Origin of the sequence: Faecalibacterium sp. Marseille-Q3530, assembly GCF_017377625.1 — a bacterium.
Lineage (GTDB): Bacteria > Bacillota > Clostridia > Oscillospirales > Ruminococcaceae > Faecalibacterium > Faecalibacterium prausnitzii_E.
The window spans coordinates 58,423-80,477 of record NZ_JAFREH010000002.1 but is presented as its reverse complement, the minus strand read 5'-3'; the positions used below and the strand labels follow the sequence as shown (position 1 = coordinate 80,477).

Below are 22,055 nucleotides of genomic sequence, written 5' to 3'. Positions count from 1 at the left end.
ATGCCGAGACCCGGACGCCAGACGACGGAACGCGCCAAGGATTTCAAGGGCACGCTGCTGCAGCTGCTCAAGACCATGGGCGCGTATAAGATCTCCCTCATCGTCGTCATCGTTTTCGCCATCCTCTCCACCATCTTTAACATCGCAGGCCCGAAGATCCTGGCCAAGGCCACCACGGCCCTTGCCACCGGCTGGATCGCCAGACTGCGCGGCGTTGGCAGCATCGACTTTGGCTACATCGGCAAAATTCTGCTGATCCTGCTGGCCATGTACCTCTGCTCGGCCGCATTCAGCTTCATTCAGGGCTGGCTGATGACCGGCCTTTCGCAGAAGGTGTGCTACGACTTCCGCCGCCAGATCAGCGAGAAGATCGACCGCCTGCCCCTCGCCTACTTTGAAAAGCGCACCGTCGGTGAGGTGCTCTCCCGCATCACCAACGACGTCGATACTCTGGGCCAGAGCCTGAACCAGAGCGTCACCCAGCTCATCACCAGTGTGACCACCATGATCGGTGTACTCCTCATGATGCTCTCCATCAGCCCCAGAATGACCCTCATCGCCCTGCTCATCCTGCCCGTTTCGCTGGCGCTGGTGCTGCTGGTGGTCAAATTCAGCCAGAAATACTTCAAGGCCCAGCAGGCCACTCTGGGCGTCGTGAACGGCCAGGTGGAGGAAGTCTACTCCGGCCACAATGTCATCAAGGCATTCAACCGCGAAGCCGCTGTGCTGGCCGACTTCAACACCGCAAACGACAAGCTGTTCGAATCCGCCTGGAAGAGCCAGTTCCTCTCCGGCCTGATGCAGCCCATCATGAACTTTGTGGGCAATCTGGGCTATGTAGCCGTGGCCATCGTCGGCAGCGTGTTTGCCGCCAACGGCGTCATCACCATCGGCGACATTCAGGCGTTCATCCAATATGTCAAGAACTTCACCCAGCCCATCCAGCAGCTCGCGCAGGTGTCGAACATGCTGCAGACCATGGCCGCGGCGGCGGCGCGCGTCTTTGAGTCCCTGAACGAGCCGGAAGAAGCCCAGCTCGCCGACCCGGCCCGCCGGGCAGACCCCGCCTGCATCGACGGTCAGGTCACCTTTGACCACGTCCGGTTCGGCTATGTGCCCGAAAAGACCATCATCCACGATTTCAGCTGCACCGTGAACCCCGGCGAGAAGGTCGCCATCGTAGGCCCCACCGGCGCAGGCAAGACCACCATGGTCAAGCTGCTGATGCGGTTCTACGATGTGGATTCCGGTTCCATCACCCTGAACGGCCACGATGTGCGCGACTTTGACCGCAGCGCTCTGCGCGAGGGCTTCGGCATGGTGCTGCAGGACACCTGGCTGTTCAAGGGCACCATCATGGAGAATATCCGGTACGGCCGCCTCGACGCCACCGACGAAGAAGTCATCGCCGCAGCCAAGGCCGCCAACGCAGACCACTTCATCCGCACCCTGCCCGGCGGTTACCAGATGGAGCTGAACGAGGACGCCTCCAACGTCAGCCAGGGCCAGAAGCAGCTGCTCACCATTGCCCGCGCTATCCTGGCCGACAACCGCATCCTGATCCTGGATGAAGCCACCAGCAGCGTGGATACCCGCACCGAACAGCGCATCCAGACCGCAATGGACAACCTGATGCGCGGCCGCACCAGCTTCGTCATCGCCCACCGCCTGTCCACCATCCGGGACGCAGACCTCATCCTTGTGATGCGGGACGGCGACATCGTCGAGCAGGGCACCCATGACCAGCTCATCGAAAAGGGCGGCTTCTACGCAGACCTGTACAACAGCCAGTTCGAAGACGTTGTGGAATAAGCCACAGCTCCCTTCTCTGTGAAAATGCCTCAGCTTTCCTTCCAAAAGCTGAGGCATTTTCTTTTGTCTTTGCCGGGCGGATGTGCTATAATTGTTTTCGTTTCTTGAAGTAGGAAAGGAGTCTGGAACTCAATGGAAACTACAGTCAAGCCCTACGCATTCAGCCGGAAGGTGTTCTGCGAAGGGATGCGGGACGGTGTGCCCATCGCACTGGGGTATTTTGCCGTCTCTTTTTCGCTGGGCATTGCGGCCCGCAACGCAGGCCTGACCCCCATCCAGGGATTTGTCGCCAGCCTGTTCAACAATGCTTCCGCCGGAGAATATGCGGCGTTCTCGCTCATTGCCGCCGGGGCCACCTATGTGGAAGTGGCCATCATCACCCTCATTGCCAACGCGCGGTATCTGCTGATGAGCTGCGCGCTGGCCCAGCGGTTTGCCCCCGGCACACCCTTCTTCCATCGGCTCATCATCGGCTACGATGTTACCGATGAGCTGTTCGGCATCACCATCGCACGGCCCGGCTACCTGAACCCGTTCTACACCTACGGTGCCATCGCACTGGCGGCACCGGCCTGGGCCATGGGCACCGCGCTGGGCATCGTGGCGGGCAACCTGCTGCCCCTGCGGGCCGTCAGCGCTCTGAGTGTCGCGCTCTACGGCATGTTCCTTGCCATCATCATCCCCCCGGCCCGCAAGAACAAGGTCGTGGCTGTTCTGGTGGCGCTGAGCTTCGCCCTCAGCTTTGTCTGCAATTACCTGCCGGGCATCGCATCGCTCTCCGACGGCACCCGCACCATCCTGCTCACGGTGCTCATCTCCTGCGGGGCGGCGGTGCTGTTCCCGGTTCCAACGCAAGCTGAGGAGGCCGAACAATGACATACAACAATTGGGTCTACATCGCCGTGATGGCGGCGGTCTCCTACGCCATCCGCATTCTGCCGCTGACGCTCATCCGCAAGCCCATCCAGAACCGGTTCATCCAGTCGTTCCTATTTTATGTGCCCTATGTGACGCTGGCTGTAATGACCTTTCCGGCCATCGTCAACGCCACCCAGAGCCCTCTGGCCGGTGCGGCGGCGCTGGTGGTGGGCATCGCCGCCGCCTGGTTCGGGGCCAGCCTGTTCCAGGTGTCGGTCGCCTGCTGCGCCGTGGTGTTTGTTCTGGAATTGTTTTTGGTACGGTGATGAAGATGCAGAAGATCCTTGTTTCCGGTGCGGGCGGCTTTGTCGGGGCCCGCGTGATGCAGCAATGGCGTGATAAAGCAGAGCTTCTTGCGTTTCCGCGCGGGTTTCTGGCGGCAGCCACGCAGGAAGACCTCTGCCGTTTTGCCGCACAGGTGCAGCCGGACGTCGTGCTGCATCTGGCCGCGCTCTCTGACACCGGCTACTGCCAGCAGCACCCGGAGGACTCCCGCCGCGCCAATGTGGACGTGCCGCTCTGGATGGCGCGGGCCGCGGCCGAGACCGGCGCGAAATTCGTGGCGTTCAGCTCCGATCAGGTGTATTCCGGGGCAGCGCAGGAAGGCCCCCTGCCCGAAACGCTGTCCCTTTCCCCCTCCAACATCTATGGGCAGCACAAGCTGGAAGCCGAGCAGCGGGTGCTGGAAGTCCTGCCGGACGCCGTGTTTCTGCGGGTGCCCTGGATGTACGACCTGCCCGGCTATCAGCTGCCCATCCGGGGCAATCTGCCGCTGAACCTGCTGCGGGCCGCTCTGCGTGGGACGCCGGTGCAGTTTTCCGCCCACGACTGGCGGGGCATCAGCTTTGTGCGGGAGGTCATTGAAAATCTATATCCGGCGCTCTCCCTGCCCGGCGGTGTGTACAACTTTGGCAGCAGCAACGACCGCAGCATGGTCGAGACCGCACGGCAGTTCGCGGAATTGCTGGGCATTTCCGTTGCCATCGAGATCACCGACTGGCACCGCAACCTGCGGATGGATGGCTGCAAAGCCGCCGCGCATGGCATCACCTTCTGCTCCACGCAGGAGGGGTTTGCGCGGTGCCTGAGGGAGTATAACCTCTCAGGCGGGCCACGATAACAGCGCTTTTCTCGGTACAACCTCTCCGTCACCTTCGGTGACACCTCTCCTTGTAGGAGAGGCTTTGGCATTCCGCAGACTTCGCCTCTTCGGGAGAGGGGTCATCCTCCCATCGGCTGATATTTCTGCAAAATGGTATGCAGGCCAAGCTCCCGCGCCTGAGCCAGCAGATAGCGGTAGCGGCACAGCAGAGCCTGCCGCTCGTAGATGTGCTGTTCGATGAGGTCGGTGTCCACCTCTAGGTCGAACATCATCTCGTTCTGGCGCAGGCAGAACAGGCACTCTTTCAGCTCCTCTTCCAGTTCCGGGTGGTAGCGTTCATGTTCCGTATCCCGCGGGATGCGGTCGGACAACAAGGTTTTTTCTTTTTGCGCAGACTGGGCCATCGTGGTTCCTCCTCTTTGTGCATCTTTGCTTCTACTGATTTCCAGTATATGCAAAGAAAGTGAGAAGGATGACGGTTGATGGAGTCCCGTCATAAGAAATCGTCTACCTCCCCGATGACTCTGCCCCATTGCTCTGACGTTTCAAAATGTTCCGCGAAAGACCGTCTTTTTTCAAGATTTTGCAAAAAAATTTGAAAAAGTGCTTGACAACTCCGGGTTTTTCCCGTATAATAGCACACGTTGAGCGGCTCATGAGCCAAACAACAAAGCAGATCTTGGGGATTTGCATAGTGGTAGTGCGGTAGACTCTGACTCTACTTGTGGGAGTTCGATTCTCTCATCCCCAACCAAAAAAGAACCAGTCGAACATGTTCGGCTGGTTCTTTTTTCTCTTTGTTTCCCCTATGAACAGAAGCGCTCCGCTTTCAAGATTTACAACATCTGTACAGAAGCCGCAAATCGAGACAGCGGAGCACTTTATTTTATGGTTTTGTGAAACGTTATTCAAACAGCAGAATCAAGACCGTCCTGCCAATGCCTCTCCCTTTGGGAGAGGTGGCATTGCGAAGCAATGACGGAGAGGGTCAGTCGTTCAACCCAAACCCGCTGCGGTAATAGTTGCCGTCGGCGTCGCGGTAATTGCCCCTTGCCCGCCCCTGTTCAGGACAGCTTGATCTTCAGGTCAGCCAGCAGATTCACGGCTTCCGGCAGTGAAAATCTTGCATCTTTCAGGCGGCTGCCAAGAATATCCACCTTATATCCGATGGCATCCCGGAAATCCGCCTTGCGCAGGTCGCACTGGTAAAACTCCGTTTCGTGCAGCTCTATGCCCTTGAACTTGACCAGCTGCATCTCACATTTGGCAAACATCGAGCCGACAATCTCGTTCCCGTCCGAAAAGTCGAAGCGGTTGAAATTCATCTCCGTAAAGGTGTTATATTTCAGGCTGCATCCTTTCAGCGTATGAATGGGGTCCGGGAACGCGCCATTGGACATCAGGGGTGCCCACTCGATCTCATTCAGGCGGCAATCCTCAAAATCCAGCGACTGCACTGAGGAATGGGTGCTGCGCAGCCCCGTGATCTCACACCGCACGAATTTGCACTCGTTCAGTGTGGTGTGGTCCAGTTCGCACTTTGCAAACGAGCAGTCCACAAATACGCAGTCGGTAAAATCGCAGTCCTCAAAAGTCTCCTCGACAAACGACAGGTCGGCAAACCGCTCCCCCTCACAATAACGTTCTTTCATGAAATTCTCCTATCCGCGCAGTTCTTCCAGCAAGGATGTACAGCCCTCCAGCACATCCCGCCCGGTAGCTTCAAGATTCCCGGTGTAGCATGGGGCTGCCCCATCGCCGTGGCGGCGGGTGTGATTTATTTATAATACCACTTACGGCTCTTTTTGTAAAATTGATTTCCATGAGACAAGCGGGTTTTCCTCTCGCAATCCGGGGTGGGTTGTGGTATACTGGAGCAGAATCCGGAAATCATCCTTTGAAACGAGGTATCCCCATGGAGATCATCATTCATCAGGCCATCCTGCATGTGCTGGACACCACCCTCGACGCCCCGGTGCTCAGCGGCAGCTGCATGGAGCCCACCGCCGAAAAAACGGCCTATTTGCAGAACCACATCGAAAAGCTGCTGGCCAGTGACGACATCCGCCAGTGCCGCCCCCTGCCGGACTCGGCCTTCAAAAACGAGCTAGAGCACAACCAGGACTTCGTGGACCTGTCCTGCCGCATCGCGGGGGTGCTGTTCGATTACATGCACGCCCATACCACCATCCCCGGTGCCGACCTGGCTGTGGTGGATTTCACCCGCGATGGTGCCCCGTGGCTGGGCATCCTCAAGCTGAACTACAAGAACGGTTACACCCACTACACCGAGACTGTGGAGGGTGCCCCGGTCAACTCCATCATCCAGCAACGGGCCTGCCTGCCGACCCAGAGCGGCAAGGTGGAAGAAGGTGCGCTCGTCAACCTGCAGGACTACTCCATGCGCCTGTTGGAAAAGAAGTACGACATCGACGGCCACAAGGAGTTCTACCTTTCTACGGTCGTGTTCCAGTACACTCAGGCCGAACCGGAAAAGAAAAAGCTGAAGGCTATTCAAGAAGCCGCTGCACAGGCCGTGATGGACGCCTACCAGGACGAGCCCCACGCCGAGGCACAGGTCGCCATGCTCATTGCGAACCAGGCCGCCGACAACGACAACCAGGTCTCGGTGGAGCAGGTGCGCCGCCAGCTGGCCGAGGAATACCCGCTGGCCGCTGTCCCCTTTGACGACTACGTGGAGAAGAGCGATGTCATTGAGCAGTTCGAGCAGCCTGTCACCGTGACGCCCGCCCGCATCCGCCGGATGGAGAGCCGCAGCATCCACACCGCCAGCGGCATCGAGGTGAAGATCCCCACCGAGATCCTGTCCTCCGAGTCGGAAGTGGAGTTCCTCCATGACCCCGACGGCAGCGTCTCGCTGCTCATCAAGAATGTAATCCTGTAAAAAAGACCCTCTCCGTCATTGCTTTGCAATGCCACCTCTCCCAAAGGGCGAGGCCGCGAACAAAAGTGAACCGGCGAGGGTTTCATTTTTTCTCTTGCCAAATCCCCTGTTTTGTGCTATACCTTTCTTGCATTCATGCTTGTATTTATGGAGCCGGGAGGAATTTGAAAATGGAACTGGCACTTATCTGCGCACAGCAGGTCATCGTGTTGTTTTTGCTCATCGGGGCGGGCGCGGCCGCCATCAAGACCGGTGTGCTGAAGCCGGAAGGGCGGCAGACTCTCTCGAACCTGCTGGTCTATCTGGTCGTTCCGGCCATGATCGTCCACTCCTATATGATGGACTTCAGCGCGGAGATCCTGCACAACCTGCTGGCCGCGTTCGGGCTGAGTGTTCTGGCCATCCTCATCGGCACTGTGCTGACGCTGGCCCTGACTGCCCGGCAGAAAGACCGCCGGGCCCCCATCTTCCGGTTCGCATCGGTCTTCTCCAACGCAGCCTATATGGGCTTCCCGCTCATTTCGGCGCTGTTTGGGTCGGAGGGGCTGCTCTACGCCAGCGCCTACGTGACCGTGTTCAATATCCTGCTCTGGACTATGGGCTACGGCATGGTCAGCGGCAGTTCCAGCCCGAAGGAAGTGGCCCGCAGCCTGCTGCGCACCCCGGTGCTGTATGCGATGGTGGTGGGCCTCGCCGTCTACCTGCTACAGATCCCGGTGCCCGCCCTCATCGCCCAGCCGCTGGAACTGCTGAGCAACATGAACACCCCGCTTTCCATGCTCATCACCGGCATCCTCATCGCCACGGGCGACCTGAAGCAGATCGTCTGCGACCGGCACATCTGGAAACTGGCCGGGCTGCGGATGCTGGTCATCCCGGCGGTGTGTCTGGCGGCCTTTGCGGCGCTGGGTCTGCTGCGCTTCGGCATGAGCGCACAGGTGGTGCTGCTGTTGGAGTGCTGCCCTGCCGCTGCGATCACCTCGGTGTTCGCCGTTCAGTTCGGCCACGATGAGCAGTTCGCGGCCGGATGCGTGGTCCTCACCACCCTGCTCAGCATCGTCACCCTGCCCCTGTGCGCACTGGTGCTGACGGCGCTGATGTAACACGCGACGCAAAAAGGAACCGCTGCGTTTTGAACGCACAACGGTTCCTTTTTTGTTTTCCATTATACCAGCGGCATGATGTTTTCCGGCGCGGCCCGGAGGAAGGCCGGGGTCTCCGGCGGGGGTGAAGAAAGGGTCGTTTTGGAGACCTTCCACCACAGCTTTGCGCTGCCATCCACCGAGGTGCAGATGACGTTCCAGTCGAACGGATTCTCGCTCGAAGCGCCCACACGCACCGGCAGCCGGTTGTCGCTGTCCGCTGCGGCGGGCACGAGGTCATGGGCACGGATGCCCACGGCGGTGCAGTTTTCCCGCACCGGGAGCGCCACGGCAAGCTCCTGCTCCCAGCCGGGGAGATGCACCCGGGGCGCGTCCACCCGGACGCAGGGCAGGATATTCTTGCAGCCGGTCAGGCGGGCGGCGGTCAGGCGGCGAGGGTCTGCAAAGACCTCTCTGGTCGTGCCGGCCCGCAGCACCTCGCCGCCGTCCATGACGATCATCTCGCGGCAGAGGCGGTAGGCCTCGTCGCGGTTGTGAGTCACGAGCAGAGCCGTGCCGTCAAACCCGGCCAGCAGGCTGCCCACTTCGCCTTCCACTTCCTCGCGGAGGTAGCTGTCCAGTGCGCTGAACGGCTCGTCCAGCATCAGGATACGGGGCTTGCCCGCCAGAATGCGGGCCAGTGCAGCGCGCTGCTGCTGCCCGCCCGAAAGCTCACTGGGCAGGCGGTGGGCCAGTTCCTCCAGCCGCATGGCGCGCAGGGCCTCCGCGCAGGCCGCTTTGCGGGCGGCGGGGTCCTTCTCCTTTTTCAGCGCGCAGAGGATGTTCTGCTCCACCGTCATATTCGGGAACAGCGCGTAGTTCTGGAACAGCAGGCCCACGTTCCTCTGCTGCGGGGGCAAATCGATGCCCTGCTCGCTGTCGAACAGGACACGGCCATCCAGCACGATGCGGCCGCTGTCGGGTCTGACGATGCCCGCAATGCAGCGCAGGGTCATGCTTTTGCCGCAGCCGGATGCGCCGAGGATGGCGGCGGTGGTATTGCCCGCTGTGAACTCCGTGCGAAGGGTGAAGCCGTCGAACCGTTTGGTGATCTTGACGTCCAGGCTCATGTGTGCTTCCCTCCCTGCTTCTGTTTGCGTTCCAGCAGGTTGCCCGCCAGCAGCACCACCGCCGAGATGACGATGTCCACCAGCACCCACTGCATCGCCCCCCTCTCATCGTTGGTGCGCCAGAGCTGATACACCGTGGTGGCGATGGTGGCCGTTTTGCCGGGGGTGTAGCCTGCGATCATGCTGGTCGCGCCGTGCTCGCCCAGCGCGCGGGCAAAGGCCAGCACCGTCCCGGCCAGGAGGCCCGGACGGCAATAGGGCATCCGCACCCGCCAGAAGATCCAGGTGTTGGAAAGCCCCAGCGTCTGCGCGGACCAGGCCAGCGTCTCGTCGAAGCTCTCGAACGCGCCGCGGGCCGTGCGGTACATCAGCGGGAAGGCCACCACGACGGAGGCAAAGATGGCGCTGTACCAGTTCATGACCAGTTTGACGCCGAAATGCTCCAGAAAGAAGAGGCCCAGCGGCCGCTTGGCACCGAACAGCAGCAGCAGGAAATAACCTACGACCGTGGGCGGCAGGACCATGGGCAGGGTGAGCACCACGTCCAGCACACCTTTGAGCACACGGGGCAGCTTTGCGATAGAATAGGCGGCAAAAATGCCGAGGAAGAACACCGCTGCGCAGCTGATGAGCGCAATGCGCAGGCTGTTCCATAAAGGATACCAGTCCACTTGCTTTCACCTCCCTATTTCGTCTCACAGCAGGGCCCTGCTGTTTCCGGCGTCCGGGACCTCCTTCGGCCAGTCACAGCCTGCCCGGCCTGCCAAGGGCTCCCCTATCAGGGGAGCCGGCGAGCAAATGCAAGACTGAGCGGTTTACAGTGCGGTGAAGCCGACGCTCTCAAAAACTTCGCCTGCCGCAGAGGTCTGCAGATACTCCAGGAACTTCCGGGCAGCAACGGCGTTGGGGGCAGCCTTCAGGACGGCAGCCGGGTAGATGACCTGACCGCACATCTCCTTCGTGGCCTCATCCACGACCTTCAGACTGGCGCTGAAGGCATCGGTGCAGTAGACGACACCGGCATCCACGCTGGCCTCGCTGACCTGAGTGGTGACTTCCTTGACGTTGGAGCCGTAGGTGATGACACCGGCCGCAGCCAGAGCGGCTTCGTCCAGCTCGTAGTAGGCCAGGATCTTCTGGGTGTACTGGCCCACCGGCACATCGCTGTTGCCCATACAGAACAGAATGTCCTCAGCCTTCAGGTGCTCGGCCAGAGAATCGAAGCTGTCGATGCCCTTGTCGGCATTTTCGGGGACGCACAGGACGACCTTATTTTCCAGCAGATCCACGCGGGAATCGCTGTCCACGAAATCCAGACCCTCGGTGTTCACCTCAGCGGAAGCGGTGCTGTCCAGCTGGTTCATCTGCTTCTGACCTGCCGAAAGGAACAGGTCGCAGTCTGCGCCCTCCTGGATCTGGGTCTTCAGGGTGCCGGAAGAGTCGAAGTTGAAGCGGAAGGTCACGCCGGGGTTCTCCGCCGAATAGGTCTCGGCGATGGCGTTCAGCGTCTCGGTCAGGGACGCTGCAGCGAAGACGATCAGCTCGACGGACTCGCCCGAAGCAGCCTCCGAAGAGGCGGCGGCAGAGCCTGCCACGGAGGAAACGGAGCTGCTGGAGCCGCCGCAGGCGGTCAAGGCAGCAGATGCAGACGCGATGCCGGCAGCGCACAGGAAGCCGCGGCGGGAGATCTGGGTATTCATGGTCATTTCTCCTTCTGTTGTTCCCATAGAGTTATCGTTTACAGCGTCTCCCGCAGGGCGGGGGCTGTAAGGGCAATATTACTTCCGGGCACACTCGCCGTCCAGCCCGGCGGCGATGCGGATGCCGTGTTCGAGGCTGGGCAGGATGTACTCCAGATTCTCCTGCACGGCCTTGGGGCTGCCCGGCAGATTGACGATGAGGGTCTTGCCGCGCAGGACGCTGGCTGCGCGGCTGAGCATCCCACGCGGGGTGATGCTCAGGCTGTGGTACCGCATGGCCTCGGCGATGCCGGGGGCGCTGCGGGTGGCCACGGCATAGGTTGCCTCCGGGGTGATATCGCGCGGGGAGAAGCCGGTGCCGCCGGTGGTCAAGATCAGGTTCACCTGTCGGCCGTCGGCCAGCCGGATGAGCTGGGCCTTCAGCGCCTTGGCCTCATCGGGCAGGATCATGGTCTCCTCCACTTTGTACCCGGCGGCGGTCAGCATCTCCACGATGAGCGGGCCGCTCTTGTCCTCCCGCTCGCCGCGGGCGCCTTTGTCCGACAGGGTGATGACGGCTGCACGCAGCGGCGGGTCTTCTTCCGGGGGCAGCAGGATCATCTCATCGCCCACATGGAGCGTGCCGCCGTGGAGCACACGGGCGAACACGCCCTCGTGGGGCATGATGCACTCGCCGGTCTGCTGTTTGATGACGCAGTCGTTGTGGCATTCCTTGCCGATCTGGGTCATCTCCAGCACGACCTCACCGACCTGAAAGCGGCTGGTGACGGGCAGATTGCGGAAATCGAACCCCTCCACAACAAGGTTTTCGCCAAAGGCACCGTAATCGACCCAGATCTTCTTGCGGAAGTTCTCGATCTTTTCGGCGCTGAGCAGGCTGACCTGACGATGCCAGTTTCCGCCGTGGGCGTCGGTCTCAATGCCCCATTCCGGGGTCAGGGTGGCTTCGGGCACCTCGGTCTTGACGGTGCCGCGCTTCGGGCTGGTGCAAATGGCCAGGATCTTTCCCATATTATCCTCCGATCCGATACATCCCGCGCGTAGCCGGGACATCCTGTTTCAATTCAAAGTGGTGCTCCTGGGGCTTTTCCCAGATCGTGGTGCGGATGGCGCTGAGCAGCTCTTCGTCCGACGCGCCGCTGCGCAGGAGCGTTTTCAGGTCGCAGCCCGCCTCGCTGGCAAGGCAGGGGCGCAGAAAGCCCTGGCTCGTAAGCCGGACCCGGTTGCAGGAAGCGCAGAACTTGCCGTGCACGGCTGCAATGAAGCCCACGCTCCCCTGCCAGCCCGGCGCGGTGTAGTAGACTGCCGGGCCGTCGCCGATGCCTGCCGTTTCCTGACGGGAAAGAGGAGCCAGCTCCGGCCAGCGCTTCCGGAAGCGGGCCAGCAGGTCCGGCCCGGAGATGCAGGGCATCGCAGCCCCATAGCCAATGGGCATCATCTCGATGAAGCGCACCTGCAAAAACTTTGTCTCCGCCAGAGCAGCCAGCGCTTCCAGCTCTCCCTCGTTGACGCCCACCTGCGGCACACAGTTCAGTTTGACAGGCAGGCCGCTTTCCAGCGCGGCCCGGATGCCCACCATCACGTCCGCAAAGGCGTCCCGCGCGGTGATGCGGGCGAACACTTCCGGTGAAAGGGTGTCCAGGCTGATGTTCACGCTGTCCAGCCCGGCGGCAAGCAGGGCGGGCAACTGCTGCGCCAGCAGCACCCCATTGGTGGTCATGGTGACACGGCGGATGCCGGGGATGGCTTTCAGCTGCGCTACCAGATGGTCCACGCCTTTGCGGACCAGCGGCTCGCCGCCGGTGACGCGGATCGTATCCACCCCGCATTGCGCAAACAGTGCGGCAAGGCGGAGAAATTCTTCGTACGTCAGGATATCTTCCCGTTCCAGTTTCTCCACACCGTCCGGCATACAGTAGCGGCAGCGCAGGTTGCACAGGTCGGTGACCGAGAGGCGCAGATAGTGGATCGTGCGGCCTTTTGCATCAAACATAGCCGCCCTCCGCCCGGATGTACAGGCCGCTCTTGCCGCCGCTCTTCTTTTCCAGATGGATCTCGCCCAGCTCCATCCCCTTATCCACGGCCTTGCACATATCGTAGATGGTCAGCAGCGCGGTGGAAACACCGGTCAGGGCCTCCATCTCCACGCCGGTGACGCCGCTGGTCTTGACGGTGCAGCGGGCCTCCACAGCCCGGCGCTCCGGCAGCAGTTCGAACTCGATCTGCACCTTGGTCAGCGGCAGCGGATGGCACAGCGGGATCAGCTCGCTGGTGCGCTTGGTGGCCATGATGCCAGCCACGCGGGCCACGCCCAGCACATCGCCTTTCTTCACCGTGCCGTTCTGCACGGCGGCAAAGGCGTCTTCGTTCATGGTAATGATGCCGTGGGCCGTGGCCTCGCGGGAGGTGACAGGCTTGCCGCTCACGTCCACCATCACCGCATTGCCCTCGGCATCGAAATGGGTCAGTTTATTTTCTGTTGTATTCATAAAATTCACGTTATCCTTCGTGTAGCCTTTCACAACGGAGCTGGTTCAGCAGTGCCCGAACCCGCAGTTGGGCCAGGTGCAGGTGCCGCAGCCCAGGCAGAGGCCGCCCTCCCCCAGACGGGCGATATCCTCGGCGGTGATGGGGTCATCGGCCAGCAGACGGGGCAGCAGCAGATCGAAAATGGTCCGCTTGGCGTACATCACGCAGCCCGGCAGGCCGCAGACGGGCACACCGTCCAGATAGCTGACCAGGAACATGGCACCGGGCAGCACCGGCGCACCGTAGCTGATGATGTCAGCCCCGGTGTTTCGGATGGCCAGCGGGGTGCGGTCGTCGGGGTCCACGCTCATGCCGCCGGTGGTGAAGATCAGCTCGCAGCCCGCCGCCTTTGCTTCCAGAATGGCCGCCGTAATGCCCGCCGGGTCGTCATCGCAGACCTTGTGGAAGACCATCTCACAGCCGTATTCCGCCAGCTTGCGTTCCAGGATGGGGGTGAATTTATCCTCGATGCGGCCCTTGAAGACCTCACTGCCTGTGGTGATGACCGCAAACTTCTTCTGGTGGAAGGGCAGGACGTTCAGGATGGGCTTGTCCCCCGCTGCTTTCTGCATGGCGTCCATCTTTTCCTGCTCGATGACCAGCGGGATGATGCGGGTACCGGCCAGTTTGGCTCCTTTTTTCACCGGCATATCGCCGTGGATGGTGGCGATCATCATCTGCGGGGTGCGGTTGACCGCCAGCAGGGCGGCACGGTCGATCTTGAGCAGGCCGTCGCAGTCGGCGATCAGCTCGATCTTGCCCTCCTTCGGCTCGGTGCCGTGGATGTTCCTGCCCGCAGCGGCCCGATAGAGCAGCGCGGCGGCTTCGTCCTCGTGGAGGATGCCGGGCGTCTTTTCCCAGACGTACAGGTTCTCCTTGCCGATGCTCAGCAGCACCGGGATATCCTCCGGCTGGACGATGTGGCCCTTGCGGAAGCGGGGGCCTTTGAACTCGCCCGGAAGGATCTGGGTGATATCGTGGCAGAGCACCTGCCCTGCGGCGTCTTCGGTACGGATCAGTTTCATAATCGCTTTCCTCTCTTCCTCACAGCGCGGGCATCTGGGCTGCGATCCAGTCGGCCAGTGCCTCCGGCTCGTCCAGTGCAAAATCCGCGCCCGGCACATCGCCCACGATGGCCAGCGGCTCAAAGGAGGCCGGTTCGTTGGAGATGGCGCTGCGCACGACTTCGATCTTGGGCCAGCCGCTCTCCTTGAAGCCCTCCATCAGCACCAGATCATAGCCATGGCGCTCGAACAGAGCCAGCAGATCCTGTTCGGTGAGGCGGAACGCTTCCGTGAGCAGATAGCGCTGCCCGGAAAAGACAGCCACGCCCTCGGCTCCGGCTTCGCGCAGGCGGAAGCTGTCGGTGCCGGGGACATCGGGGGTGAAATCGTGGCCGTCGTGTTTGATGACGCCCACCTTCAGCCCCCGCGCCCGCAGCAGCGGGATGAGCTTTTCCAAAAGGGTGGTCTTGCCGCTGTTGTGCACCCCGCTGACGGCAAGCACCGCCGGGTGTTTCAGGCTCAGCTCTGCGGCCAGAGCCTCTTTGCGTTCAGTATACAAAGGAAAGCACCTCCACTTCCTCGCCCGGCTCCACCGGGCCGCTGCCAGCAGGCAGCTCCACCAAAGAATTGCAGCCGATCATGGCCGACAGGCTGCCGGACGAATGGGCCTCGGTGTTGCCCTCGCCGGGGATGGCAACGGTGCCGCCCGACGCTCTGGCCCGCAGGTAGCGGTTCCCCTTGCTGGGCTTGGAAAAGCCGGTGGTCAGGGTGCGGCGGGTGCGGGGCAGGATGCAGGCTTCCTCCTGCCGCCCGGCGGCCCGCAGCAGGGCCGGGACGACGTATTGTTCCAGAGTGGCTGCGGCGGCAAAGGGATTGCCCGACAGGCAGAACACGAGTTTTCCCTCGACCTCTGCGGCCAGCATCGGGCTGCCGGGCTTCTGGGCGACCCCCGCAAAAATGCTTCGGGTGCCCAGCATTTCCAGCACTACGGGCAGATAATCCTTCTGCCCGACCGACACGCCGCCGCTGGTGATGACGGCATCACACCCGGTGAGCAGTTCTTCCAGCTCGGCGGCGATGCGGGCCGGGTCGTCCGAGCAGTGGCGGCGGCGGACGGCGAATCCCAGCTGGCGCAGGCGGGCCGCATTCTGGATGCCGTTGGCGTCGTAGATCTTGCCGGGCACCCAAGACTCTCCGGGGGCCAGAAGCTCGCTGCCGGTGGCCAGCACACCGATGGTGAGCGGCTTGTACACCGGCACTTCGGCATAACCCTGCCCGGCCAGCACGCCGAGGTGGGCAGGCGTGAGCACCGTGCCTGCTTCGGCAACCAGCGCTCCGGCGGCGATGTCCTCGCCCCGGAAGACCACGTTCGCGTTGTGGGAAAGTTCGGCGTAGATGCGCACGGTCTCTTCCCCACCGTCGGTCTTCTCCTGCATCAGGACGCAGTCGGCCCCGGCGGGCAGCGGCGCACCGGTCATGATGCGGGCCGCGCAGCCGACAGGCAGCTCTGCCGTGGGGGCATCCCCGGCATAGAGCTTCATCACCACCGGCAGGGCTTTGGGGGTCATCTCTCCGGCCCCGGCAGTGTCGGCGCTGTGCAGCGCGTAGCCGTCCAGCGGGCTCCGGTCAAAGGGGGGCTGGTCCATCCGGGCGCAGAGCGGCGCAGCGGCGATCCGTCCGCAGGCCTCGTCCAGCCCGACATTCTCGACCGCAGGCCGGGGCAGTGCCGCCGCGGCATCCAGCACACGGCGCAGCGCCTCGGCAGGCGCACAAAAAGGCTGTTTCATCGAAAAATATCCTCCATTTTATCCCGCAGAGAGCCGCCGTCCGCTATGGCCCGGACAGTATGCCCCTCGGCGGGTTCCATCGTTTTCAAACGGCAGGTAAAAAATGCGGGGACGTCTTGACCGGAAATCAAAACGCCCCCGCAGAAAACACGACGCACACCCCGCGCGGCTGTTTGCAGACAGCTGTGCCGGGCGGGACTCGCTCCGCGCGGGCTGTTGCAGCAGCCGTGCGCAGGGTGGCCCCGATGTCGGGTCGATGGGAGGAGTTCTTTTTTTCAAATTGCAGCGTTTCTTCTGCGGGAAGGCGGCCGGGTTTCCCCTGCCACCCTTGAATGCCGGTCTGCGATGCAGGCCCTTAGCATTGCGGCGCGGCGTCAGTGCCCTGCGGGTTTAGACGCCTTTGCTCAAAGAAGCTCTTATACCCTATTCAGTTTTGATCTGGAATGTTTAATCGCAGAACTCATCCACATCGCTGATGGCTTTGGCGTAGCGGCGGGTGAGATACTGGGTGGAAAAGAGGAACCGCTCGTTCTGGTTGTTGGTCAGCTCCTCGATGTCCGCAAACTCCGGCCTGCCCTGCATGGTCTTCCAGGTCTGCTCGATCTCGTCCGGCGCAAGGCCGTAGGGGGAGCGCTGGAAGTAGCGCAGCGGGGTGGCGCTGGGGTAGATGCGGGCATTGAACCGCACCATCTCCGCGAACATCACACACAGGTCTCGGTCCTCAATGAGCTGCGCGATCATCGCGTAGTTATCGCTCATGTTGGCGCTGGAATAGTAGTAGGTGTCCTTGGCACCGGTGCGGGAGACGATGTCCTCACACTGGGGGTCCTGCGGCATCTGGGCCAGCAGCTCGTCGGCGTTTTCCACCTCCGAGGCCAGCTGGGCATGTGCCGTGACCAGAGCGGCCGCCGAGCGGGAGCGGATGAACCCTGCCAGCTGCTGCGCCGGGGTCAGCTCCGGCAGTTCCGGAGCCGTTTTGGTGGGCTGGTCTGCGTAGGGGTCGTTCTCCGCATCAGGGGCAGCGGCCAGAAAGTCCAGCAGCTCCGGCTTGGCGTCGGCCGCGTCGATGCCTTCCGGCACAGCGGGGGCCTCAGCGGCTTCGGGCGCGGCCTCGGCGGCCTGCTGCTTTGCAGCCAGCTCGCTGGTCTCGCGCTCCACCACAGCCATCACGTCCTCGCCCGCCTTGGCGGCGCTGCCATCGAAGGTGCTGCCCGTCTCTTTCAGGCGGCGGGCGGTCTCGCTGGCGGCGTCGATGCTGAACACCTCCGCCTTGGGCTTTTTCTTTGCGGCCATCTCCGCCTTCTGCAGATCCAGCACGACCTGTTCGGGGTCGGCTGCGCCATCCACAGTGGTGGTATAGCCGGGTTTGCGTCTGCCAAACAACATGGCAAATTTCCTCGTTTCTGTGGGATTTTACTCAGCGGCCTCGGTGGTCTGGGCATAAATGCCGCGCTTTTCGAGGTCGTCGGCCATATCGGCCAGGTCGAACTTCTCCAGAGTCTCGCGGGTGGGCACACCGGTGGTCAGATCCCAGCCAAAGATATTGTAGAACAGATCCTTGGCCTTTTCCATATCCGCGCGGTCCAGCTTGGTGGTGCCGGCCTCGAATGCCTTGAAATCCGGCTCCTTGTCGAAGACCCAGTCGCAGATAGCGTCGTGCTCCTGGCGCAGGTTTGCACTGCCGCAGTTGTTCTGGAAGCTGATGGCGGTCATGGCGCGGAGCATCTGGGTGATGCGCTCGCCGGCCTCCTGCAGGCCTGCCTGGGTGTAGGTCTCGCCGGTAACAGCAGTCATAAAGTCTGCCTGCAGATCCAGGTCGCCGTGGTACTCACGCTCCTTGGAGGGAGACTGGGTCATGGGCCACATCCAGTTGCAGAGGGTGGCAGAGTCGTGGAAGTTCTTATCGTTGACGCAGTAAGCCGCCAGCTTTGCCTTGTTCTCGTTGATGGGGGTGTAGCTCTTGGCCTTGTCGTAGCAGCCCTCGCCGAAGAAGTCTTCCATGACCTTCTTGGTCACTTCATACGGAGCGCCGGAACCGGTCTCGCAGACGATCTCGTGGATCATGCAGTCACGGTTGTAAACGAGGTTGTACAGCATACCAACCTGCCATGCCTCAGCAGGGCCGTGGTGGTTGGGGAAGCCGTTGTAGATCAGGTTGGAGTTGGTTGCACCATCGTCGCGATCCAACCAGCTCTTGGGCAGGCCGAACTTTTCCATCATAGCCAGCGTACCCTTGGCGATGACCGACAGGTCGCCCTCGCCGTAGGCCATGCGGCGGATGAGCTCGACCTCCCAGCGGGGGTCACCGGCCTTCTCCCAGGACCAGGGCAGCGAATCGTACTCTTCCTCGCTGATGTACTGGGTGGCCTCCTCGCGGGGCATCCGCAGGATCCACAGCAGATCGCGGTTCAGGTTGCCGTAGTTGTCCCACAGGCCCATATCGTCCACAGCGTGAGCCCAGGCCAGATTGATGACCATGGTGCCGTCGCCCTCGTACTTGAAGTCATGGACGCCGTCCGGGTACACGCGGGTGCCGTACAGCACGGGCATGCAGGTGTTGGAGTTGTGGGTAGGCAGGTCGTAATCGGCCAGCGGGTCCACATCGTACTCGGTGTAGCAGCGGATGGGGCAGGAAGAGCAGCCGCCGTTCTTCACGGTGTACTCTGCAGCCGGTGCGCCGAAGTCAAAGTAGCCCTTGAAGCAGCGCAGCGCCACCTTGTTGATATCATTGTAGGGCTGCTCGCCGGTATCCACGGGGCCGCCGGGGGCCTTTTTCCACATGCGGCCGGGTGCGCCGGACCAGCGGTTCTTGCCGGAGGTGGCGCTGTACTCCGCCCAGCTCTGGGGCTGTGCGGGCACGTTGTGGTTGTTGTTGCCGCCGATCAGGTTGCCCATCATGTAGTTGGACAGCTCCAGCACCTTCTTGGGGTCAGCCACCTTGACGCTGCCGGTACCGCGGATGGCCAGGCCCTTGAGCTTCTTGTTGCCCATGGCAGCGCCCAGACCGGCACCGCCGGAGTTGCCGAAGCTGGTGTTCAGGGTGGAGTAATCCACCAGATTCTCACCGGCGGGGCCGATGGAAGCAGTCTCGAACTCACGGCCGTTCTGCTCCACCATCCACTTGTTGGCAGCAAAGGTACCCTTGCCCCAGATCGCGCTGGCATCTTCCAGAGAGACGTCGCCGTCCTCGATGCGCAGGTAGACGGGCTTTTCGGAGATGCCGCTGATGATGATGCCGTCGTAGCCGGCATACTTCAGCATGGGGCCGATGTGGCCGCCCATGTGTGCATCGATGATGGACTTGCCCTTGGACCAGGTAGAACGGAAGGTCACGTTCATGCGGCCAGAGCAGGGCACACCGGAACCGGTCAGAGGGCCGACACCGAAGATGACCAGTGCCTTTTCGTCATAGGGGTCGAGGTCCATGGGAGCCTCGTCGTACATGATGCGGTAGGCCATGCCCATACCGCCGATGTATTTATGGTATTGGGTGTCATCCTCCGTCGTGATCTCGCCGGTGGTCAGATTGACACGCAGGAGCTTGCCTGCCCAGCCATAAGATTCAGCCATTGTTTTTCCTCCTTACAGGTCCATGTAGGCAGCCTGTGCTGCGCTGGTGACGGCGTCCCAATCCACGATGGACAGAGCGCCGGACGGGCAGCCTGCGACGCAGGCACCGCAGGCGATGCACTTGGACGACTTGCCGGTCTCCGGGTTGACGGTGGGCATGTGCCAGGGGCAGGCCTCGTGGCAGGCACCACAGCCGATGCACTTGTCGGTATCCACGACGCGGATGCCCTGATCGTTGGTGGTGATGGCCTTCTGCGGGCAGGCGTTGCCGCAGGCAGGGTCCTCACACTGGCGGCAGGTGTCCGGGAAGTAGACAAAGCAGTTGTCGGTGCCGGACAGCAGACCGTTGCCGTCGCCGTCCAGATTCAGGCGGCGCTGGATCTTGACGCGGCTGATGTAGGAAGAGCAGACGCCGTCGTTGGTCAGGGTGCAGTTGATCTCGCAGCGCTGGCAGCCGGTGCACAGGTCTGCGTTGACGACCAGCAGGCCCTGGGGCAGCGCCCAGGTCGCCACTGCGCCGGCATCGACCTGCTGCTGCGAGCAGCCGAACAGCGACAGCATGGATGCGGAAAGGCTCAGCCCTGCAAGGCTTTTGCCCGAAATTTTCATGAATTGACGGCGGGTCATATCCGCTGTCAGGAAATCGGTTTTTGCCATAGGTTCCATTCCTCCGTGAAGTTACTCTGCGCTGAGCACTTCGGTCACATAGAAATAACTGTTGTTGACGATGTTCGTCACGGCGGTCGAGGTGATCGTTGCCCCCGTCAGTGCATCCACTTCGGTCAGGTCGGCGCTGGCGGCACCGGCGTCCTCACCGGAAGTCGTCAGTTCGGCCTGTTCCAGACGGTAGGCCGCCTGTTTTTCTGCCGACCAGTCTGCAAAGGGCGATGCCTGGTCCTCGCCGTCCTGTGCGCTCTTGCTCAGGCCTGCCGCATAGAGCTTGCGGCGTGCCACAGCCTCAGCGCTGGAATCCAGCGGAGGTGCCAGCTCGTCGTCCAGCGGCTGGCCGTTCAGAGCCGAGAGCGTGAGGCCCGCCTCGTACATCTTACGGGTGGCCTCGGCCTCCGGGGAAGCATCGCTGACCCGCCAGTTGGCCGGGTCAAAATCCTCTGCGGGGGCTTCTGTTTCGCTGCTGCCTGCGGCGGCATAGCTCGTGCCGGTGGCCGGGTCGGTCACCGTGTAAGCCTTGCCTGCCAGCGCGAAGGGAGCTGCGCCCTGGTACTGGGACGTGAACTCCGGGTCTACGCACTGGGCACCGAGGTTGTCGGTCTCGCCCTGCGCCAGGATGGCAACACTCTGCACATTGCCCGTGCTGTCAAGGGTCACGCCTGCCTCTACGTCGCTCTGGAAGCCCTTCTGGGCGCCCACCACATAATAGGTGTTCTCGTCCAGCTGGTACACCGCGCGGATGCCATAGGTAGCGGCGTCGGCATCTGCCAGGGGCAGAAGGGTGCCTGCCACCGTGGTGCGGGCACTCATCAACCCATGCAGACCCAGCGCCATTGCCAGTGTGGCCGCGCCCATGGCGGCATAGCCCGGCAGCCGTCTGCGCCACAACGGCTGCGGCGCATGATTTGCCTGCTTCATTGTTTCACCTGCCTATTCTTATCGTCATGCACGGAGAGCTTCCATGCACGAAAAACAGCCGCTCAGCCTGCTGCAACAGTGCCGAACGGTATCTTCGTTATAAGAATAACATCATCCGCACAGGTTAGTCAACGTATACCCGCTTGATTTTCCAGATTTTTATGGAACCTTCACGAAATTCTTGCGTGAAATTCGTTCTTCTTTTGGATGAGCAGCCTCAATCCGTATTCTTCCGCCAGCTCCACCGACTGAACGGTGGGCATCGTCTTGCTGACGAGGGCGGGAACACCGGCGCGGATGGCCTTGCGTACCATATCCACCGGCACCCGGCCGCTGGTGTAAAGGACGCACTCCCCCAGCGGCACTCCGTCCGCCAGTGCGCAGCCGACGGCTTTGTCGAGCGCATTGTGGCGGCCCAGATCCTCGCACTGGTACAGGATGCGGCCCGCCCGCAGCAGAAAACAGCTGTGCACGGCGCGGGTGGCGCGGTAGAGCGGCAGTTCCCCGCCCATGGCTGCGGCCAGCGTCCCGACCCAGGCCTCCGGCACTTCCAACTGCGGCACCGGGGCCAGCGGGCGGAGTACCACCGGAGAGGCCACGGTCAGGTTGTCGGTGCAGCAGCTCGGCACCTCCTGCCCGACGGCGGGGGCCGCGGCCAGCGGGTGGGTCAGGTGGACGCTGACCTTGAGCCCCTCAGCGCAGACGGCCACCTGCTCGACCTCGTCGGCGGAGGCGATCCACCCTTCGGTCAGCAGGCGGCCCAGCGCCAGCTGCGGCAGAAGCTCCGGGGTGCACACCACCCGGAACGCCGTCTGCTCGTTGACGAGGAGGGCTGCGGCGTGTTCAACGGCCAGCAGCCGTTCCCCGCCCTGCGGCAGGCGGACCAGCTCGGCCCCCGGCCGGCTCCCAAAACGGTCTACGATCTTCAT

22 protein-coding genes and 1 tRNA gene are annotated in these 22,055 nt (G+C 62.1%); 7 read left to right on the top strand and 16 right to left on the bottom strand.

What is annotated here, in order from left to right:
* From J3350_RS03520 to J3350_RS03505, 4 genes are all read left to right on the top strand, one after another.
* A complete protein-coding gene (locus J3350_RS03520) occupies positions 1–1,812 on the top strand; it encodes an ABC transporter ATP-binding protein (RefSeq protein ID WP_207685711.1) in 1,812 nt (603 codons plus the stop codon).
* Between the two features lie 132 nt (positions 1,813–1,944).
* A complete protein-coding gene (locus tag J3350_RS03515; RefSeq protein WP_207685710.1) occupies positions 1,945–2,688 on the top strand; it encodes an AzlC family ABC transporter permease in 744 nt (247 codons plus the stop codon).
* Complete coding sequence (locus tag J3350_RS03510) at positions 2,685–2,996, top strand: AzlD domain-containing protein (RefSeq protein WP_207685709.1); 312 nt, start codon at positions 2,685–2,687, stop codon at positions 2,994–2,996. The genes J3350_RS03515 and J3350_RS03510 overlap by 4 nt, the downstream gene beginning before the upstream one ends.
* Positions 2,997–3,001: 5 nt before the next feature.
* Positions 3,002–3,850: a sugar nucleotide-binding protein gene (locus J3350_RS03505; protein ID WP_207685708.1), complete on the top strand. Its 849-nt coding sequence runs from the start codon at positions 3,002–3,004 to the stop codon at positions 3,848–3,850.
* Between the two features lie 101 nt (positions 3,851–3,951).
* Here J3350_RS03505 and J3350_RS03500 read toward each other — a convergent pair whose 3' ends face one another.
* Positions 3,952–4,236: a DUF2508 family protein gene (locus J3350_RS03500; protein WP_118552849.1), complete on the bottom strand. Its 285-nt coding sequence runs from the start codon at positions 4,234–4,236 to the stop codon at positions 3,952–3,954.
* Positions 4,237–4,512: 276 nt separating this feature from the next.
* Here J3350_RS03500 and J3350_RS03495 point away from each other — a divergent pair.
* Positions 4,513–4,586, top strand: a tRNA-Gln gene (locus J3350_RS03495).
* 310 nt (positions 4,587–4,896) lie between these two features.
* Here J3350_RS03495 and J3350_RS03490 read toward each other — a convergent pair.
* Entirely contained in the window at positions 4,897–5,484 is a 588-nt protein-coding gene (locus J3350_RS03490; protein WP_207685707.1) for a pentapeptide repeat-containing protein, read from the bottom strand.
* A 263-nt stretch (positions 5,485–5,747) separates the two neighbouring features.
* On the opposite strand from J3350_RS03490, the gene J3350_RS03485 reads away from it, so the two are divergent.
* Positions 5,748–6,737, top strand: a complete 990-nt coding sequence (locus tag J3350_RS03485) for a nucleoid-associated protein (protein WP_207685706.1) — start codon at positions 5,748–5,750, stop codon at positions 6,735–6,737.
* 170 nt (positions 6,738–6,907) lie between these two features.
* Complete coding sequence (locus J3350_RS03480) at positions 6,908–7,840, top strand: AEC family transporter (RefSeq protein WP_207685705.1); 933 nt, start codon at positions 6,908–6,910, stop codon at positions 7,838–7,840.
* 62 nt (positions 7,841–7,902) lie between these two features.
* Here the strand turns inward: J3350_RS03480 and J3350_RS03475 are convergent, their stop codons facing one another.
* The 14 genes from J3350_RS03475 to J3350_RS03410 all read right to left on the bottom strand — a co-directional run bounded on the left by J3350_RS03475 (position 7,903) and on the right by J3350_RS03410 (position 22,055).
* On the bottom strand, positions 7,903–8,949 hold the full coding sequence (locus J3350_RS03475) for a sulfate/molybdate ABC transporter ATP-binding protein (protein ID WP_207685704.1): 1,047 nt from the start codon (positions 8,947–8,949) through the stop codon (positions 7,903–7,905).
* Complete coding sequence (gene modB, locus J3350_RS03470; protein ID WP_207685703.1) at positions 8,946–9,620, bottom strand: molybdate ABC transporter permease subunit; 675 nt, start codon at positions 9,618–9,620, stop codon at positions 8,946–8,948. The genes J3350_RS03475 and modB overlap by 4 nt, the downstream gene beginning before the upstream one ends.
* A gap of 144 nt (positions 9,621–9,764) precedes the next feature.
* Positions 9,765–10,649: a molybdate ABC transporter substrate-binding protein gene (modA, locus tag J3350_RS03465; RefSeq protein ID WP_207685702.1), complete on the bottom strand. Its 885-nt coding sequence runs from the start codon at positions 10,647–10,649 to the stop codon at positions 9,765–9,767.
* A gap of 78 nt (positions 10,650–10,727) precedes the next feature.
* Entirely contained in the window at positions 10,728–11,660 is a 933-nt protein-coding gene (locus J3350_RS03460; protein ID WP_097792352.1) for an MOSC domain-containing protein, read from the bottom strand.
* Between the two features lies 1 nt (position 11,661).
* The gene (gene moaA / locus J3350_RS03455; protein ID WP_207685701.1) at positions 11,662–12,642 is read right to left on the bottom strand and encodes a GTP 3',8-cyclase MoaA; all 981 of its coding nucleotides are present in this window, start codon (positions 12,640–12,642) and stop codon (positions 11,662–11,664) included.
* On the bottom strand, positions 12,635–13,138 hold the full coding sequence (gene moaC / locus J3350_RS03450; protein WP_097792354.1) for a cyclic pyranopterin monophosphate synthase MoaC: 504 nt from the start codon (positions 13,136–13,138) through the stop codon (positions 12,635–12,637). Before moaC ends, moaA begins: the two co-directional genes overlap by 8 nt.
* 45 nt (positions 13,139–13,183) lie before the next feature.
* Positions 13,184–14,203 (bottom strand): molybdopterin-binding protein, encoded by a 1,020-nt coding sequence (locus J3350_RS03445; RefSeq protein WP_207685700.1) that lies wholly within the window; start codon positions 14,201–14,203, stop codon positions 13,184–13,186.
* A gap of 19 nt (positions 14,204–14,222) precedes the next feature.
* Positions 14,223–14,741: a molybdopterin-guanine dinucleotide biosynthesis protein B gene (mobB, locus tag J3350_RS03440; protein WP_207685699.1), complete on the bottom strand. Its 519-nt coding sequence runs from the start codon at positions 14,739–14,741 to the stop codon at positions 14,223–14,225.
* A complete protein-coding gene (gene glp, locus J3350_RS03435) occupies positions 14,731–15,969 on the bottom strand; it encodes a gephyrin-like molybdotransferase Glp (protein WP_207685698.1) in 1,239 nt (412 codons plus the stop codon). The genes mobB and glp overlap by 11 nt, the downstream gene beginning before the upstream one ends.
* A 447-nt stretch (positions 15,970–16,416) precedes the next feature.
* Positions 16,417–17,355 (bottom strand): hypothetical protein, encoded by a 939-nt coding sequence (locus J3350_RS03430; protein WP_207685697.1) that lies wholly within the window; start codon positions 17,353–17,355, stop codon positions 16,417–16,419.
* Positions 17,356–17,382: 27 nt separating this feature from the next.
* The gene (locus J3350_RS03425; protein ID WP_207685696.1) at positions 17,383–19,539 is read right to left on the bottom strand and encodes an aldehyde ferredoxin oxidoreductase N-terminal domain-containing protein; all 2,157 of its coding nucleotides are present in this window, start codon (positions 19,537–19,539) and stop codon (positions 17,383–17,385) included.
* Between the two features lie 12 nt (positions 19,540–19,551).
* The gene (locus J3350_RS03420; RefSeq protein ID WP_207685695.1) at positions 19,552–20,196 is read right to left on the bottom strand and encodes a ferredoxin-like protein; all 645 of its coding nucleotides are present in this window, start codon (positions 20,194–20,196) and stop codon (positions 19,552–19,554) included.
* Positions 20,197–20,217: 21 nt separating this feature from the next.
* Positions 20,218–21,126, bottom strand: a complete 909-nt coding sequence (locus tag J3350_RS03415) for an FMN-binding protein (protein ID WP_207685694.1) — start codon at positions 21,124–21,126, stop codon at positions 20,218–20,220.
* Between the two features lie 170 nt (positions 21,127–21,296).
* Positions 21,297–22,055 (bottom strand): formate dehydrogenase accessory sulfurtransferase FdhD, encoded by a 759-nt coding sequence (locus tag J3350_RS03410; protein WP_207685693.1) that lies wholly within the window; start codon positions 22,053–22,055, stop codon positions 21,297–21,299.

What these genes read in the sequence shown, in the direction of transcription:
- J3350_RS03520 (WP_207685711.1), top strand. Translation starts at nt 1, where the DNA reads ATGCCGAGACCCGGACGCCAGACGACGGAACGCGCCAAGGATTTCAAG.
- J3350_RS03515 (WP_207685710.1), top strand. Translation starts at nt 1,945, where the DNA reads ATGGAAACTACAGTCAAGCCCTACGCATTCAGCCGGAAGGTGTTCTGC.
- J3350_RS03510 (WP_207685709.1), top strand. Translation starts at nt 2,685, where the DNA reads ATGACATACAACAATTGGGTCTACATCGCCGTGATGGCGGCGGTCTCC.
- J3350_RS03505 (WP_207685708.1), top strand. Translation starts at nt 3,002, where the DNA reads ATGCAGAAGATCCTTGTTTCCGGTGCGGGCGGCTTTGTCGGGGCCCGC.
- J3350_RS03500 (WP_118552849.1), bottom strand. Translation starts at nt 4,236, where the DNA reads ATGGCCCAGTCTGCGCAAAAAGAAAAAACCTTGTTGTCCGACCGCATC.
- J3350_RS03490 (WP_207685707.1), bottom strand. Translation starts at nt 5,484, where the DNA reads ATGAAAGAACGTTATTGTGAGGGGGAGCGGTTTGCCGACCTGTCGTTT.
- J3350_RS03485 (WP_207685706.1), top strand. Translation starts at nt 5,748, where the DNA reads ATGGAGATCATCATTCATCAGGCCATCCTGCATGTGCTGGACACCACC.
- J3350_RS03480 (WP_207685705.1), top strand. Translation starts at nt 6,908, where the DNA reads ATGGAACTGGCACTTATCTGCGCACAGCAGGTCATCGTGTTGTTTTTG.
- J3350_RS03475 (WP_207685704.1), bottom strand. Translation starts at nt 8,949, where the DNA reads ATGAGCCTGGACGTCAAGATCACCAAACGGTTCGACGGCTTCACCCTT.
- modA (WP_207685702.1), bottom strand. Translation starts at nt 10,649, where the DNA reads ATGAATACCCAGATCTCCCGCCGCGGCTTCCTGTGCGCTGCCGGCATC.
- J3350_RS03460 (WP_097792352.1), bottom strand. Translation starts at nt 11,660, where the DNA reads ATGGGAAAGATCCTGGCCATTTGCACCAGCCCGAAGCGCGGCACCGTC.
- moaA (WP_207685701.1), bottom strand. Translation starts at nt 12,642, where the DNA reads ATGTTTGATGCAAAAGGCCGCACGATCCACTATCTGCGCCTCTCGGTC.
- moaC (WP_097792354.1), bottom strand. Translation starts at nt 13,138, where the DNA reads ATGAATACAACAGAAAATAAACTGACCCATTTCGATGCCGAGGGCAAT.
- J3350_RS03445 (WP_207685700.1), bottom strand. Translation starts at nt 14,203, where the DNA reads ATGAAACTGATCCGTACCGAAGACGCCGCAGGGCAGGTGCTCTGCCAC.
- glp (WP_207685698.1), bottom strand. Translation starts at nt 15,969, where the DNA reads ATGAAACAGCCTTTTTGTGCGCCTGCCGAGGCGCTGCGCCGTGTGCTG.
- J3350_RS03430 (WP_207685697.1), bottom strand. Translation starts at nt 17,355, where the DNA reads ATGTTGTTTGGCAGACGCAAACCCGGCTATACCACCACTGTGGATGGC.
- J3350_RS03425 (WP_207685696.1), bottom strand. Translation starts at nt 19,539, where the DNA reads ATGGCTGAATCTTATGGCTGGGCAGGCAAGCTCCTGCGTGTCAATCTG.
- J3350_RS03420 (WP_207685695.1), bottom strand. Translation starts at nt 20,196, where the DNA reads ATGGCAAAAACCGATTTCCTGACAGCGGATATGACCCGCCGTCAATTC.
- J3350_RS03415 (WP_207685694.1), bottom strand. Translation starts at nt 21,126, where the DNA reads ATGAAGCAGGCAAATCATGCGCCGCAGCCGTTGTGGCGCAGACGGCTG.
- J3350_RS03410 (WP_207685693.1), bottom strand. Translation starts at nt 22,055, where the DNA reads ATGAAGATCGTAGACCGTTTTGGGAGCCGGCCGGGGGCCGAGCTGGTC.